The organism is Stenotrophomonas maltophilia, from assembly GCF_003970865.1.
GTDB lineage: Bacteria > Pseudomonadota > Gammaproteobacteria > Xanthomonadales > Xanthomonadaceae > Stenotrophomonas > Stenotrophomonas maltophilia_AR.
This window is the reverse complement of the sequence record NZ_RXLZ01000018.1, coordinates 56409-71171: the sequence shown is the minus strand read 5'-3', so window position 1 is coordinate 71171 and position 14763 is coordinate 56409. Positions and strand designations below refer to the sequence as shown.

Genomic DNA, 14763 nt, shown 5'->3' with positions numbered 1-14763 from the left:
TCGGCGGTTTCCTTGGCGAAATCGGTATCCTTGATGCGGCTGCGCGAGGCCGACAGGTTTTCCGTCGAGGTCTGCAGGTTGGCAACAACCGAGGTGAAGCGGTTCTGGATCGCACCGAGGTCAGCGCGGGTGCTGTTGATTGCGCCCAGTGCTTCGTCGACCATCGACATTGCCTTCTGAGCACCGGCGACGGTGCTAATATCAAGATCGGCAATGTTCTTGCTTTCGGTGGTTACCGTGCCGATCGTATTGGTCGCCGCGGCCGTGCCCCAGTCGCTTGCAGTGTCGTCCCATGCCTTGACTGACAGAGCGACGGTGCCGGCGACGGTTGTATCCGGAGTAGCGGCCGAGGCGATAAGCGCGCCACCATTCTTCACCTGATGCAGCGTCAGCTCACTGGCATCGGTATTGAGCTCGGCCATGATGCCGGTTTCGCCGAGCTTGGCGTTGATCGCCGACGCCAATGCCTTGTTCTTATCTGCCGCCGATGTATTGGCGGCGAACTCGACATTGTCGATCTTGATGGCATGCACCTTGTCATCTGCTCCGACGACGCTGATGGTGCCGCCGATCTGGGTGCGCGCAGTGGTGTTGGCTGCCGCATTCGCGAGCTTGGCACTCTGGAACGTGGCCGGGCCGAGGTTCGCAGTCGTTGCATCGACGACCTTGTCGATGGCGATGGCCTGGCCTGCGTTGGCGCCAACCTGGAACAGCTGGCTGGAGAACGAGCCGTCCAGCAGCTTGGTGCCATTGAACTCGGACTGCTTGGCAACGCGGTCGATTTCGCTGACCAACTGGGTCACTTCGGCCTGCAGGGCCTTGCGGTCACTGGCGGAGTTGGTGGCGTTAGCCGACTGCACCGACAGCTCGCGGATACGCTGCAGGTTGTTGCCGATCTCGGTCAGCGAACCTTCGGCGACCTGGGCCAGCGAAATGCCGTCGTTGGCATTGCGGATGGCGACGTCGGTACCGCGGATCTGGGTGCCGAAGCGCTCGGAGATCGCCAGGCCGGCGGCGTCGTCCTTGGCGCTGTTGATGCGCGAACCGGAGGACAGGCGCTGGATGGTGGTGGCCAGCGAGCTGCCGCTGGTGCTCAGGTTACGCTGAGCATTCAACGACATCGTGTTGGTGTTGATGACTTGTGCCATGAGGAGAGGTCCTTGAGCGGTTGCACGTGAGTTGGGTTAGACGCCCCCGACGTGCCCCGGGGGCGGCTCATGTCAGCGCTGCAACAGGCTGAGCACGTTCTGCGGTACCTGGTTGGCCTGGGCCAGCATGGCCGTACCGGCCTGCTGCAGGATCTGGGTGCGGGTCAGTTCGGCGGTTTCCTTGGCGAAGTCGGTATCGCGGATGCGGCTGCGCGAGGCCGACAGATTCTCCGAGGAGGTCTGCAGGTTGGCCACCACCGAGGTGAAGCGGTTCTGGATTGCGCCGAGGTCGGCGCGGACGCTATTGACCGACTCAAGAGCCTTATCGACGATCGACAGCGCCTGCTGGGCACCCTCAACGGTGCTCACATTGAGGTCTTCGACATGGCGTGCGGTTGCGCCGGTCAGCGTGCCACCTGTGCCGGCTGCAACCTGCTGCAGGCCGATGTTGGCAAAGTTTGCGTCCACTGCAGTTGCGCCGGTGGTCGGGGTGGCGCTGACCGACAAGGCGAAGGTCTGGCCAGCCGCCGCCGAGTGCAGCGAGAGCTTGCCGGCGTCCAGCTTCGCCATTACGCCGGTTTCACCCAGGCGGCTGTTGACTGCAGCAGCCGTGGCGGCGGTGATGGATTCGCCTGCCTTCACGGTGAAGTCGGGAACCTTGATCGTGGTGGCGGCAGCCGCGCCGGGCGGGGTGATGTCGATCTGCAGGCCGGAGAAGGTCGTATCGGCCGTGGCCTTGTCGGCCGCGATGGCCTGGGTGTTGTAGACGTTGGCGAATGTCGCTGCGCCCAGGGTATCTGCCTTGGCATCGACGACGCTGTTGATCGCAATGGCCTGGCCTGCATTGGCGCCGACCTGGAACAGCTGGCTGGTGAACGAGCCATCCAGCAGCTTGGTGCCGTTGAAGTCGCTCTGCTTGGCGACGCGGTCCACTTCCGAGATCAGCTGGGTCACTTCGGCCTGCAGGGCCTTGCGGTCGCTGCTGGAGTTGGTGGCGTTGGAGGCCTGCACGGCCAGTTCGCGGATGCGCTGCAGGTTGTTGCCGACTTCGCTCAGCGAGCCTTCGGCGACCTGGGCCAGCGAGATGCCGTCGTTGGCGTTGCGGATGGCCACGTCCAGGCCGCGGATCTGGGTGCTGAAGCGCTCCGAGATCGCCAGGCCGGCGGCGTCGTCCTTCGCGCTGTTGATGCGCAGGCCGGACGAGAGGCGCTGGATGGTGGTGGCCAGCGAGTTGCCGCTGGTGCTCAGGTTGCGCTGAGCGTTGAGCGACATCGTATTGGTGTTGATTACCTGTGCCATGGGGTCGTCTCCTCTTATATGGAACCCGTTGGTGAATGAAACGAAGCGCCGCCTGTTTTTTTGTGTGGCTGTGTGCTTCGTTGTTGCCAAATGAATAACGGCGCTTTGTCAACAACCTTTAGCCGTGAATTCCGTTGGAGCCGTAATTCGTTGCCGGAGGCTGTTTTTCCGGGGTTTTCCAGCCCTGGAGGGGCGTGAAGGCGGCCCCGGAGGGGGCGGCTGGGCAAGCCCAGCCAGCGCTGATGGAGGTATCGGCGGGGGCCAGCCGGGCTTGATGGGCAATCACGGAAAATCCACGGAAGACGGGCTGGCGGGCTGTTGGCCTGGCGTGCTCCGCGGCAACGGACCGCAGAAACGAAAAAGGCCGCGATGCAGGGCATCGCGGCCTTTCAGGGGTGACGCAGGAGAGGCGTCAGCGGATCTTGTTGAACAACGACATCGACTGCATCTGCGAGAAGATCGTCTGTGCCGCCTGCAGCGCGGTGCTCTGCAGCTGGTACTGGCTCAGCGCGTCGGCATAGTCCAGGTCGCGCATCTGCGACAGCGTGGTCTTCAGGGTCACACTGTTGGCCTCACGCATGTCGGCAGCATTGTCCAGTGCCTTCAGCTGCGCGCCACCGGCTGCACGCGAGTCGATCATCCGCTCCGACGCCCGCGCCACGTCGCGCAATGCGCTCTGCAGCTCGTTCTGCTGCGCGCTCATCTTGGCGGTCGTACCGGTGTCGGCGTCCAGCGCGGTGATCAGCTTGTCCATGGTGTCGAAGATGTCGCGGCTGCTCGCCGGCTTCACGTTGAAGCTGTCGCCTGCGGCAGGCGCACCGGTGATCTGCAGGCGTACGCCGTTTACTTCCAGATCATCACCGGCCTTGTAGGTGCCGGTGCCGGTCACATTGCCGGCACCATCCAGCACTTCGTACTGGTTGGCGGCGGAGAAGCGGACGCTGAAGCTCTGGCCGTTCCAGCTGTCGCTGCCATCGCGGGTGATGTTGGTCAGCACGCCGTTGCCGGTGTTGCCGGCGGCGGCGCCGCCATCGACGAAGCCATCGCCGGTGGGGATGCGCATGAAGATCTCGCTGCCGGGCAGGGCATCGCGGACGTAGGTATCGGGGCCGACCTCGATCTGGCGCTGGGTCTGGTCACCGCGATAGACCACCTTGCCGTTGATCTTGGCGAACGGAGGATCACCATCGTTGGTGCCGCCAAACACATAGCGGCCAGTGCCGTCCTCGGCGTTGGCCAGCGACAGCAGGCCGTCGCGGATCTGGTTCAGCTCGGTGATCAGCGTCTTCTTGTCGGCCGCACTCAACGCGGGGTTGCTGGCCTGGATGGTCAGGTCGTTGACCCGCCCCATCAGGTCGTTGACCTGGGCCAGGGTATTTTCCTGCACGCCCAGCCGGTTCTGCACGTTGCCGGCGTTGAGCTTCATGCGGTCCAGTGCGGCCAGGCTGCGGTCCAGTCCGACCGCTGCGCCTGCGCCGACCGGATCGTCCTTTGCGGTGACGATCTTGCTGCCGGTGGCGATCTGCTGCTCCAGGTGGCTGAGCTTGGCCTGCTTGGCCATCATCAGCGACACCGACTGGTTGTACATCATGCTGGTGGAGATGCGGCTGCTCATCGGCGGACGGCTCCCAGGATGGTCTGGAACATGCTGTCGGCGGTGGAGATCAGCTGCGAGGCCGCCTGGTAGGCCTGTTGCAGGCGCAGCATGTCGGCGGCCTCCTCGTCCAGGTTGACGCCGGACACTTCATCGCGCGCTTCCTGCGCCTTGTCGTTGATCACCAGCTGGGCGTCCAGCGAGTACTCGGCAGAACGGGCCGCGGCACCGACCTGGGTGGTGAGGCCGCCCAGCGCGCCGTTCAGCGTCACCGTGCCAGCGTTGAACGCCTTGGCGCTCTCGACCTTGGCCAGCTTGGCGGCATTGCTGTTGTCCGAGGAGCCGGCCGGCGTCGGGGTGATGTTGAAGGTGTCGCCGACCTTCGGCGCACCGTCCAGCACGAAGCTCCAGCCGTTGGCGCTGATGGTCTGGCCGGGGGTGTAGGTCTGCGGCGGGCCACCATCGATGGTGTAGGTGGTGGCCGAGGTGAACACGATGGCCGCCGGGTTGCGCAGGTTGGCGTTGCTCGCATCGGTCACGGTCACGCCGCTCAGCTTGCCGGTACCGGTGTTGGCCGTCGCGGCCGCGCCTTTGACCGCAGCCGCAGCGGCAATGCGCGACGGATCGGTGATGGCCATCTCCATGCTGCCGGCCACGCCTGCGGTGGGCTGCAGCAGGAAGCGGTCATTGGCCGATGGCGTGCCGCCGACCACCAGCTTGACGCCGTTGATCATCAGCGGGTCGGCAGCGGTGCCCGAACCGGTCAGCGGCACGCTGGCGCCGGTGTCGGCCCGGCTGGCCTTCCAGTTGGTGCCATCGAACTGCAGCACCACGTTCTGCGCGTCCAGCTTGCCCAGGTCGCCATAGGTCGCGCTGAGGCTGGCAGTGCCGGTATTGCTGTTGTTGGCGGTGACGCGCGGGTTGCCGATGTTGAAGAAGTCGCCGCCCATCTTGCCGTACAGGTCAACACCCTGGTGGTGGGCCTGGTTGAAGGTCTCGGCCAGGCCCACGGCCAGCTTGCCCAGTTCGGCCTGGGCCGGGGTCAGTACGGTGTCGCGGAACTCCATCAGGCCGCCGATCTGGCCGCCGACCGCCTTCGGGTCGAGCCGGATCGTGTTGCCCTGGGTTTCCAGGGCCAGCTGCAGGCGTTCGGGCTGGTACGGGTCGGCCACGGTGGTGACCTTGGTCGCCGTGGTGCCCACCACCAGGGCATTGCCGCCGGCGGTGTAGACATTCATGATGCCGCCGTCCTGGATCACCGCCGTGCCACCGGTGTAGCCGATCAGCTGGGTGATCAGCTGGTCACGACGATCGAGCAGGTCGGGTGCGGCCGTGGCGATGTTGGTGCCGATGGCGCCGTTGATCTGCGCGATTTCCTGCGCCAGCCGGTTGATCTCGGTGGCACCGGCCAGCAGGCCGTTGTTGACCTCGCTGTTGAGGTTGTTCAGATGGGTGTTGAGCTGCACGAAGCGGTTGGCCAGGGCCTTGCCGCCATCGAGCATGTTCTGGCGGTCGGCCGTGCCGGAGGCATTGGAGGACAGGCCGCTGACCGAATCGAAGAAGTTCGACCAGACGCCGGAGACGTTGGTGGCAGGATCGGAGACCAGCGCGTTGACGCGGTCGGCCATGCTGGAAAGCTGCTTCAGGCGTGCCAGCTCGCCGCTGCTGTCGAGCAGGCGTGAGATCGCCAGCTGGTCGGCGGTGCGGCGGATGTCGGTGATGCGGGTGCCGTTGCCGACCGTGCCGTAGCCGTAGTTCTGCGGATCAGCGGTGGCGAAGTTGACCTTCTGCCGGCTGTAGCCCGGGGTATTGAGGTTGGCCACGTTGTGGCTGGTGGTCGCCAACGCACGCTGGAAGGCGAGCAGGGCACCGGTACCGGTGGAAAGTACGCTGGACATGGGGTTCCTCAACGACGAGTGATACCCAGCGCCGCGGTTGCGGTGCTGGCGAAGGTCTGGCCAAGGCGCGAGCCGGCATCGGCGACGGCGCTGACGGCGCGCTCGATGGTCGGTCCGCCGGCGATCGCGGCGATCTTGGCCGCATAGCGCGGATCGGTGGCATAGCCGGCGCGCTGCAGGCCGCGGGCGAAGCCCTGCACGTCGGTGCCGGCCTGCAGGGCCTGCTGGTAACGCGGGCTGGTCTTCAGCAGGCGCACGTAGTCGGCGAAGCTCTCGGCCGGCGAACTGTAGGCGCGGAAGCTGGCGGTCTCGTTGCGGCGTACGCCATCGACGTATTCATGGGTGCCGGCCACGGCGCGCTGGCCGTTCCAGCCATTGGCCTTGATGCCGAACAGGTTGTGCGAGGTACTGCCGTCGGCGTGCTTGATGTGGCGCTTGCCCCAGCCGGTTTCCAGCGCCGCCTGGGCGACCAGGGCGCGGGCATCCACGCCCAGCTCCTTGGCCGCACTCTGTGCGTGCTGCCAGATACTGGCGACGAAGCCTTCCGGGGTGTGTTCGCCCAGCTGGGCGACGGCGGTGCGGGTGGCCATCGCATCGGCCGGGCTGATGGCGGTGCCGCGGTTGCTGGCGGTGGCCGCCCACTGGTCGCTGCCTGCGGCCCAGTCTTCGCCCTGCAGGCTGCCGATGTACGGATCTTCGGTGCCCAGCGAGCGGTGCATGCTGCTGCTCTCGCGGCCGGCGATCAGGTCCAGGGCCTGCTCCATCGGCGCGACAGCCGCCTGCGCACCGTGCTGTGCACCGGCGGCCATCTGCTGCAGCAGGCGCACGGCCTGGCTGCCATCTTCCAGTGGCAGCGACGGTGCTGGTTTGGCCGGTGCATTGAGCTGGTAGGCACGGCTGGCCTTGGCCGGGTCCGCGCGGGTATCCAGCGCCGGACCCTCGGCGGCCTGCCCGGACAGCTGCCGGCTGATGATGCCCGACAGGCCCAGGCCCTTGCCGCGGGTCATCGCCTCGGCAATCTTCTGGTCGTACATCTCGCGGAACATCTTGTTTTCGCCGGGGAACAGCGAGTCGCCGAAGCTGGCGTCACGCATGCTCTTGACCAGCATCTGCGCGAACTGGCCTTCCAGCTGGCGCGCGACCTTGTCGATCTTGGCCGGATCGTTCTGTTGCGCCGGGTGCAGATCGAATGCGGGAGTGATGCGCATATCAGATCACCTCGAGCTCGGCACTCAATGCGCCGGCCTGCTTCAGGGCTTCCAGGATCGCGATGAGATCACCCGGTGCCGCGCCTACTGCGTTCACCGCGTGCACGATCTCGTCCAGGGTGGTGCCGCCGCTGAACTTGAACATGCGGCTGCCGTCGTTGGTGGCGGTGATGGTCGACTGCGGGCTGGCCACGGTGCGGCCGCCGGACAGCGCATTGGGTTGGCTGACGTTGGTGTTTTCCTGGATGGTCACGGTCAGCGAACCATGCGAGATCGCAGCCGGTCCCACGCGCACCTGCTGGCCGATGACCACGGTGCCGGTACGCGAATTGACCACCACCTTGGCCGGGGCGCTGCCGGGGGTCAGTTCCAGGTTCTCGATGCGTGCCAGCAGGCCGATGCGCGCGCCTGGGTCGGTCGGCGCGGTGACCGCCACGGTCACGCCATCGACCGCACGCGCCGCACCTTCGCCGAAGGCGTTGTTGAGCGCGGCAACCATGCGCGAGACCGTGGTGAAGTCGTTGTTGTGCAGGTTCAGGGTGATGTCGCCGCCGTTGGCCAGCGGGTCGGGCAGGGCGCGTTCAACGGTGGCACCGTTGGGAATGCGGCCGACGCTGGGCACGTTCACCGAGACACGGGAACCGTCCTTGCCCTGCGCACCGAAGCCGCCGACGATCAGGTTGCCCTGCGCGATGGCGTAGATCTGTCCGTCGGCGCCGCGCAGCGGTGCCATCAGCAGCGAGCCGCCGCGCAGCGACACCGCGTTGCCGATCGAGGACACGGTGATGTCGATCGGCTGGCCCGGCTTGGCGAACGGTGGCAGTTCGGCGTGGATCGCCACGGCGGCCACGTTCTTCAGCTGCGGGTTGACGTTCGGCGGTACGTTGACGCCCAGCTCGCCGAGCAGGTTCTTCAGGCTCTGCACGGTGAAGGGTGCCTGGCTGGTGCGGTCGCCGCTGCCATCCAGGCCGACCACCAGGCCGTAACCCACCAGCGCATTGCCGCGCACGCCGCCGACCTGGGCCAGGTCCTTGATGCGCTCGGCGCTGGCCGGGGCCACCACCGCGAAGACCATGAACACGCCGCAGTAGAGCGACGCCGCGCCCCATGACCGACGTGCGCCGGTTGCAAGAGCGCGTCGCCACGCGCCCATGAACGGCCGCGCCGACTCGGGGCATGATTTATTGCGTCGCTGCCAGGAAGAAGAGGAGAAGAGTTTCATGGCCATACTCAGAACGGCGTCAGGCCGGAGTTGAAGAAGCGGCTCAGCCAGCCCATCGCATTGGACTGCGCGACCGGGCCGCGGCCGCCGTAGACGATGCGGGCCTCGGCCACGCGGCTGGACGGAATGGTGTTGTCCTGGCTGATGTCGCCCGGGCGGACGATGCCCTGCACTTGCACCAGTTCATCGCCCTGGTTCAGCCGCAGGTTCTTCTGCCCTTGCACCACCAGGTTGCCGTTGGGCAGGCGCTGCACCACGGTGACCGTGACGCTGCCCTGCAGGCGGTTGCTCTGCGCGCTGTTGCCCTTGCCGGTGAAGTCGCGCGCGCCCTTGGCCGTGGCACTCAGAATGTCCTTGCCGCCCAGGGTGACCGGAGCGCCGAGAATGGACGGCGTGCCCAGGCTCAGGTTCGATTCCTTGTTGGTGGCAGTGTTGGCACTGGTCTGCGCGGTGGTGTTTTCCAGCAGGGTGATGGTCAGCAGGTCGCCAACATCGCGTGCGCGGCGGTCCGAATACAGCTGCAGGGTCGGGCCGGCGGCATAGATGGCGCCGGCGGTCGGCTGGGCCTGCGGCGGCATGATCGGCTGGATCGGTGCCATCGTCGGGTAGGGACGCACGTCGCCCGCGATCACGCAGCCACCGAGCAGGGCGGCCACGGCGCAGGCGAGGGCAGTGCGGGCGAAGTTGGAAATGGGCGACATGGCAGTTTCCCGGTTTGGCCGGTCAGAGCTTGTTGTTGAGATAGCCGAGCATCGAATCGGTGGTGGAAATCGCCTTGGCGTTCATCTCGTAGGCGCGCTGGGTTTCGATCATCGACACCAGCTCTTCCACCACGTTGACGTTGCTGCCTTCCAGCGCGCCCTGCACCACGGTGCCGAGGCCGTTGAGGCCGGGGTTGCCGTTCTGTGCCGGGCCGGAGGCCGTGGTCTCCAGGAACAGGTTCTCGCCGCGCGCCTGCAGGCCGGCCGGATTGACGAAGTCGGTCAGGGTCAACGCACCCACTTCCACCGACGCCGCGCCGTCGGCCATCTTCACGCTGATGGTGCCGTCGGTACCGATGGTCACCGACTGCGCGCCTTCGGGAATCTGGATGCCCGGCTGCACGGGGTAGCCGCTGTTGGTGACCAGCTCGCTGTCCTGGTTGATCTTGAACGAGCCATCACGGGTGTAGGCCGAGCTGCCATCAGGCATCTGAACCTCGAAGAAGCCGCGGCCATTGACCATCACGTCCAGGGCGCGGCCGGTCTGCTGCTGGCCACCCTGTTCAAAGTTCTTGGCAGTGGCGACCACGCGCACGCCGGTACCCAGCTGCAGGCCGGTGGGCAGCTGCGTCTGCGCCGACGAGGAACCGCCGGGCTGGCGCACCTGCTGGTACAGCAGGTCTTCAAAACTGGCACGGTCCTGCTTGAAGCCGGTGGTGTTGGTGTTGGCGAGGTTGTTGGAAACCACCGACATGCGCATCTGCTGCGCATCCAGTCCGGTTTTCGCGATCCACAATGCCTGGTTCATCTTCGATGTCCTGTCTGGTGAAGCCGGCCGCGTGGTGCGGCCCTTGTATGCGGGTGTGCAAGCGGTGTGCCAGCGCCGGCATCAGCCGGCGCCGGAATTCCGTCAGCTGCCCAGGCGCAGCATGCTGTTGGCGCTGCGCGCGTTCTCGTCGCCGTGCTTGATCACCTGCACCTGCATTTCGTACTGGCGCTGCAGCTGGATCATCTGCACCAGCGCGCCAGCGGCGTCCACGTTGCTGCCTTCCAGCTGGCCGCTGTGCACGGCCGTGCCCTGTGCCGGCGCGAACGGCTGCAGTGGGTCGGTGTTGCGGAACAGGCCATCCAGGCCACGCTCCAGGCGTTCATCCGGTGCCTGCACCACTTTGATGCGACCGATCTGCGCCATGGTCTGCGGACCTTCGCCCTGCGGGATGATCGAGAGCGTGCCGTCGGCACCGATCTCCATCGCCTGGTAGGGCGGGATGGCGATCGGGTTGTTGTTGTCATCCAGTACCGGACGGCCGCTGGAGGTCACCAGCTGGCCGTTCGGCGTCACCGACAACGCCGCGCCGCGCGTGTACGCCTCGCTGCCGTCACTGGACTGCACGGCCAGCCAGGTGCCGGTCTGCAGGGACAGGTCCAGCGGCTTGCCGGTGATGTGCTGCGAGCCGGGCGTGCGATTGAATCCGGCATCGACATGCAGCGCATCCACCCGCGAGGCAAAGCCCGGGCCACGGATCGGGAAGGCTTCGGTGTTGGCCAGCGCTTCCTTGAAGCCAGGGGTGTCCGAGTTGGCGAGGTTGTGGCTGAGCGTACCCTGCGCCTGCAGGGAGGCGCGGGCACCGGTCATCGCCACGTAAAGGGCTTTATCCATGCGGGGAGTTCCGTGACGGGGTCAGCAGGTCATCAACGGATGTTGATGACGGTCTGGGTAATCTGGTCCTGGGTGGTGATCATCTGCGCGTTGGCCTGGAAGTTGCGCTGCGCGGTGATCATGTTGACCAGCTGCTCGGTGAGGTCGACGGTGGACGCTTCCAGCGACCCGGCCTGGATCTTGCCGAGGTTGGAGGTATCCGGCATGCCGGTGCGCGGCGTGCCCGACTCGAACGTCTCCACCCACAGGTTGTTGCCCTTCTGCTCCAGACCCTGCGTGTTGTTGAACGTGGTCAGTGCGACCTGGCCGAGGGGCTTGTCGTCGCCGTTGGAATAGCGGGCATAGACCACGCCGGTTTCCGACACGGTGATCTCGTTGAGCTTGCCGGCGGCGTAGCCGTCCTGCTGGGTGTTGCGCAGCGCGAACTTCTCTCCGTACTGGGTCGAGCCGCTGATATCCAGCGTCATGTTGAGCTGACCGGCGCCAGTGGTCGGGGTGAACGTACCAAGGCTGACCTTGCCGTTGGCAGGGTTGGTCAGCTTGCCGCTGTTATCGAACGTGACCGGGGTCGGTGTGCCGGCCGGCTGGCCGTCCACGTAGTTGCGCACGGTCCACTCGTTGGGGTTGGCGCCCTTCACGAAATATGAGACCTGGATGTGGCTCACGCCCAGCGAGTCGTACACGGTGATGCCACCGCTGGAGTGGTTGTAGCTGTTGGAGTCAGTCGGATCGAAATTGGTGACGGTCGGCTGCTTGGCGTTGGCGGGCAGAGTGAAACCGACCTTCACTTCGCTGGTCTGCTTCGGCGCGCTGTCGGTAGTCAGCAGCTGCAGGTCCACCAGGCGGCCGGCATCGAAGTTGGTGCCATCGGCATTCGGTGCGAACACCTGCAGGCGTGCGCCCTGCGGGTTGATCACATAGCCGGCGGAATCGGTCTGGAAGTTGCCGGCGCGCGAGTACACGCGCGAGCCGTTCATGTTCATGGTGAAGAAGCCCTCACCGGAAATGGCCATGTCCAGGCTTCGGCCGGTCTGTTCGTTGTGGCCCTGGATGAACTGTTGGGCCACGTTGGAAACACGCACGCCCGAGCCGGTCTGGTTCTTCGACAGGCCGTAGCTGGTGGAGGCGAACAGGTCAGCAAATTCGGCGCGTGATTGCTTGAAGCCTGCGGTATTGACGTTGGCGACGTTGTTGGCGGTAACGCTCAGGTCGGTATTGGCGGCATTGATGCCGGACAGCGAGACATTGAAGCCCATGGGATGCTCCTGGTAAGTACGGGGTGTGCGGCTCAGCTGACGCGGAGCACGTAGTCGATCGGGGCCGTGCCCAGGCCCTTGAGGTTCAGGTACAGGCCGTCAGAGCCGACGGTCACGCTCTCCACCGGGGCCTGCACGAAGGTGGACAACTTGGTGCTCTTGCCTGTGGTGTCGACGTGGTTGGCGACGATGGAGTACTTGCCCGGTTCCATGCGCTTGCCGTTGGCGTCCTTGCCGTCCCACTGAAACGCGGTCTCGCCAGCGGCCTTGGCTTCTACGCTCAGCGATGTGACCTTGGTGCCGTTGGCATCGGTGATGTCGACGGTTACGATGCCGGCCGAGGGTGCGGCCACCGTGCCTTCGACGCTGCCTTCCTTCTCCAGCACCAGCTTTTCCGACGGCACCAGCACCTGGTGGCCGACCAATGCGGCACCGCGCAGCACCTGGTCGCTGGCCATCGATTCCTGGAAGCCCTTCACCGTCTTGTTCAGATCGGTGATGCCCTGCACGGTGGACATCTGCGCCATCTGCGCGACCATCTGCGTGTTGTCCATCGGCTTCAGCGGATCCTGGTGCTGCAGCTGCTCGGTCATCAGGCGCAGGAAGTCGGCCTGGTCCAGCGTGTTCTTCTTCTTCGTAGCGTTGCTGTTCGGGGCGTTCAGGCCGAGTGCGGCGTAGACGTCCTGGTTGGTCTGGTTGTTGACGGCGGTGGTCATGGCGGTATCCGGTACTGCGGGCCTCAGCGGCCCATGGTCAGGGTGGCCAGGGCCAGTTCCTTGGCGGTGGTCAGCATCTCCACGCCGGCCTGGTAGTTACGCGAGGTCGAGATGAGATTGACCATCTGCGCCACCGGATCGACGTCGGGCTGGTAGATGTAGCCATCGCCATCGGCCAGCGGGTGGCCCGGCTCATATCGCTTGATCGGCGCGGCCTCGCTCTGGGTGATCTCCTTGACCTTCACCGAGGTGATGTTCGGATCGTTCTTGCTGGTCACGGCCTGGAAGATCGGCTCCAGCGGCTTGTACACGGCGTCGGCGGAACCGGCGACGGTGTCGGCGTTGGAGAGATTGGAGGCGATTGTGCTCATGCGCACCGACTGCGCCTGCAGCGCGGAGCCGGCGATATCGAAGATCGGCAGGTTGCTCATGGCTTATTGCCCCGTGATCGCGGTCAGCATGGAACGCACCTTGCTCTCGACGAAGCTGAGCGAGGCGCGGTATTCGAGTGCGGCGCGGCCATAGGCGGCACGCTCGGCATCGGGATCGACGGTGTTGCCGTCCAGGCTGGGCTGCACGCCGTCGCGCGCGATCTGGAACGGGTTCAGGCCACTACTGATCTCGTAGTGCTGCTCGTTGGTGGTGGTCATCAGGCCGTTGGCATCCTGCCCCTGGGCATGGCGCAGGGCGGCATCGAAGTCCAGGTCCTGGGCCTTGTAGCCGGGAGTGTCGGCATTGCCGAGATTGCTGGCGATCAGCTTCATCCGCTGTTCGCGCAACGGCATGGCCTGGGCGTGGACGCCCAGGTAGTCGGTAATCAGGTTGCGCACGGTGCACTCCCACGGGAACGTTGCCCGGGAAGCTGCAAGGGGTGTGCCAAATTCGAGAGGGTAGTGCCGGCCGCGGGCCGGCGCCCCGATAGATCTGCGGTTGCCGGCCAGCGGCCGGCACTACCGGATCAGTGGCCGTCAGGCCGCCATCGCGACCTTGCGCAGGCGGTCCAGCACGAAGTCAGCCAGTTCGTGCGGCGAGTACTTGGCGACGAAGGCGTTGGCGCCGACGCGCTCGACCATCGCATTGTTGAATACGCCCGACAGCGAGGTATGCAGCAGCACGTAGAGGCCGGCCAGGCCCGGATGGCGCCGGATTTCCGTCGTCAGCGTATAGCCGTCCATGGCCGGCATTTCGATGTCCGAGATGACCATGGCGTAGCGCTCGGCCGGGTTCTCGCCCGAGGCGTGGATCTGCAGCAGGTGGTCCAGTGCCTGCTTGCCATCGGAAAGCAGGGTGGCGCCCACCCCCAGCTGGTCCAGCACGCTGCGGATCTGCTGGCGGGCTACGCGCGAGTCGTCCACCACCAGCACCTGCAGCTGCGGGCCGTCGGCCGGCATTGCCATCGCCGGGTCCAGCACCGCTTCGCCGCGGACTTGGGCGATGTCGGCCAGTACGCTCTCCACGTCGATCACCTGGATCAGCTCACCCTGGAAGCGGGTCACCGCGGTCAGGTAGCTCGACTCGGCGCCCAGTTCCGGCGGCGGGTGGATGTCTTCCACCGCGATGTTGACGATGCGCTCTACGCCACTGACCAGGAAACCCTGGATCGAACGGTTGAATTCGGTGACGACCAGGTAGCCGGGCGAGGTGTCCGCATCGGGCTCACGCTCGGGGTGGCCGATGGCCAGGCCCAGGTCCAGCACCGGCACCGAGCGGCCACGCACGTCGGCCACGCCGGAGAACTGGCTGGGCAGTCCGGGCACCTGGAACAGTTCCGGGCGCCGCAGGACTTCCTGCACCTTGAAGACATTGACGCCAAAAAGCTGACGTCCGCCGAGACGGAACAGCAGCAGCGCCAGGCGATTGTGGCCGGCCAGTCGGGTCCGCTGGTCGATCCGGTTGAGCAGGTCATGGGACATGGCTGCTGTATCGGCGGGGTGGGCGCCGAACTTGAGGGCGCTCTGCCGCCCGCGCGCTCCACACTGCCTTTATGGCGTCGCGCCATGCTCGACTCTACACAAGCCCCTCTGGCACACCCCTTGCACGCACCAGGGCCAGATCCCTTCG

At 65.7% G+C, this 14763-nt stretch carries 14 protein-coding genes; all 14 read right to left on the bottom strand.

Features of this window, described 5'->3' with window-relative positions:
* Nucleotides 1-1148: flagellin (locus EKL94_RS08210; RefSeq protein ID WP_148105803.1), on the bottom strand; the 1148-nt coding region annotated here is incomplete at its 3' end.
* A 72-nt stretch (nt 1149-1220) separates the two neighbouring features.
* A complete protein-coding gene (locus tag EKL94_RS08205; RefSeq protein WP_024958563.1) occupies nt 1221-2447 on the bottom strand; it encodes a flagellin in 1227 nt (408 codons plus the stop codon).
* 412 nt (nt 2448-2859) lie between these two features.
* Complete coding sequence (gene flgL, locus EKL94_RS08200) at nt 2860-4062, bottom strand: flagellar hook-associated protein FlgL (protein WP_126928708.1); 1203 nt, start codon at nt 4060-4062, stop codon at nt 2860-2862.
* Nucleotides 4059-5939, bottom strand: a complete 1881-nt coding sequence (gene flgK / locus EKL94_RS08195) for a flagellar hook-associated protein FlgK (protein ID WP_049436366.1) — start codon at nt 5937-5939, stop codon at nt 4059-4061. The genes flgL and flgK overlap by 4 nt, the downstream gene beginning before the upstream one ends.
* A gap of 8 nt (nt 5940-5947) precedes the next feature.
* Nucleotides 5948-7147: a flagellar assembly peptidoglycan hydrolase FlgJ gene (flgJ, locus tag EKL94_RS08190; protein ID WP_126928707.1), complete on the bottom strand. Its 1200-nt coding sequence runs from the start codon at nt 7145-7147 to the stop codon at nt 5948-5950.
* 1 nt (nt 7148) lies between these two features.
* Nucleotides 7149-8222: a flagellar basal body P-ring protein FlgI gene (locus EKL94_RS08185; RefSeq protein WP_185830008.1), complete on the bottom strand. Its 1074-nt coding sequence runs from the start codon at nt 8220-8222 to the stop codon at nt 7149-7151.
* 155 nt (nt 8223-8377) lie between these two features.
* Nucleotides 8378-9070, bottom strand: a complete 693-nt coding sequence (gene flgH / locus EKL94_RS08180; RefSeq protein WP_010485899.1) for a flagellar basal body L-ring protein FlgH — start codon at nt 9068-9070, stop codon at nt 8378-8380.
* A 22-nt stretch (nt 9071-9092) separates the two neighbouring features.
* Nucleotides 9093-9878, bottom strand: coding sequence for a flagellar basal-body rod protein FlgG (flgG, locus tag EKL94_RS08175; RefSeq protein ID WP_005409571.1), 786 nt, complete (start codon nt 9876-9878; stop codon nt 9093-9095).
* Nucleotides 9879-9980: 102 nt separating this feature from the next.
* Nucleotides 9981-10730: a flagellar basal body rod protein FlgF gene (locus tag EKL94_RS08170; protein WP_032127377.1), complete on the bottom strand. Its 750-nt coding sequence runs from the start codon at nt 10728-10730 to the stop codon at nt 9981-9983.
* A gap of 32 nt (nt 10731-10762) precedes the next feature.
* A complete protein-coding gene (flgE, locus tag EKL94_RS08165) occupies nt 10763-11986 on the bottom strand; it encodes a flagellar hook protein FlgE (protein ID WP_126928705.1) in 1224 nt (407 codons plus the stop codon).
* A gap of 32 nt (nt 11987-12018) precedes the next feature.
* Complete coding sequence (locus EKL94_RS08160) at nt 12019-12702, bottom strand: flagellar hook assembly protein FlgD (RefSeq protein WP_126928704.1); 684 nt, start codon at nt 12700-12702, stop codon at nt 12019-12021.
* Between the two features lie 23 nt (nt 12703-12725).
* Nucleotides 12726-13133: a flagellar basal body rod protein FlgC gene (gene flgC, locus EKL94_RS08155; protein ID WP_010485892.1), complete on the bottom strand. Its 408-nt coding sequence runs from the start codon at nt 13131-13133 to the stop codon at nt 12726-12728.
* A 3-nt stretch (nt 13134-13136) separates the two neighbouring features.
* Complete coding sequence (gene flgB / locus EKL94_RS08150) at nt 13137-13532, bottom strand: flagellar basal body rod protein FlgB (RefSeq protein WP_010485889.1); 396 nt, start codon at nt 13530-13532, stop codon at nt 13137-13139.
* 138 nt (nt 13533-13670) lie between these two features.
* Nucleotides 13671-14615: a chemotaxis protein gene (locus EKL94_RS08145; RefSeq protein WP_049436370.1), complete on the bottom strand. Its 945-nt coding sequence runs from the start codon at nt 14613-14615 to the stop codon at nt 13671-13673.
* Nucleotides 14616-14763: the final 148 nt, after the last annotated feature.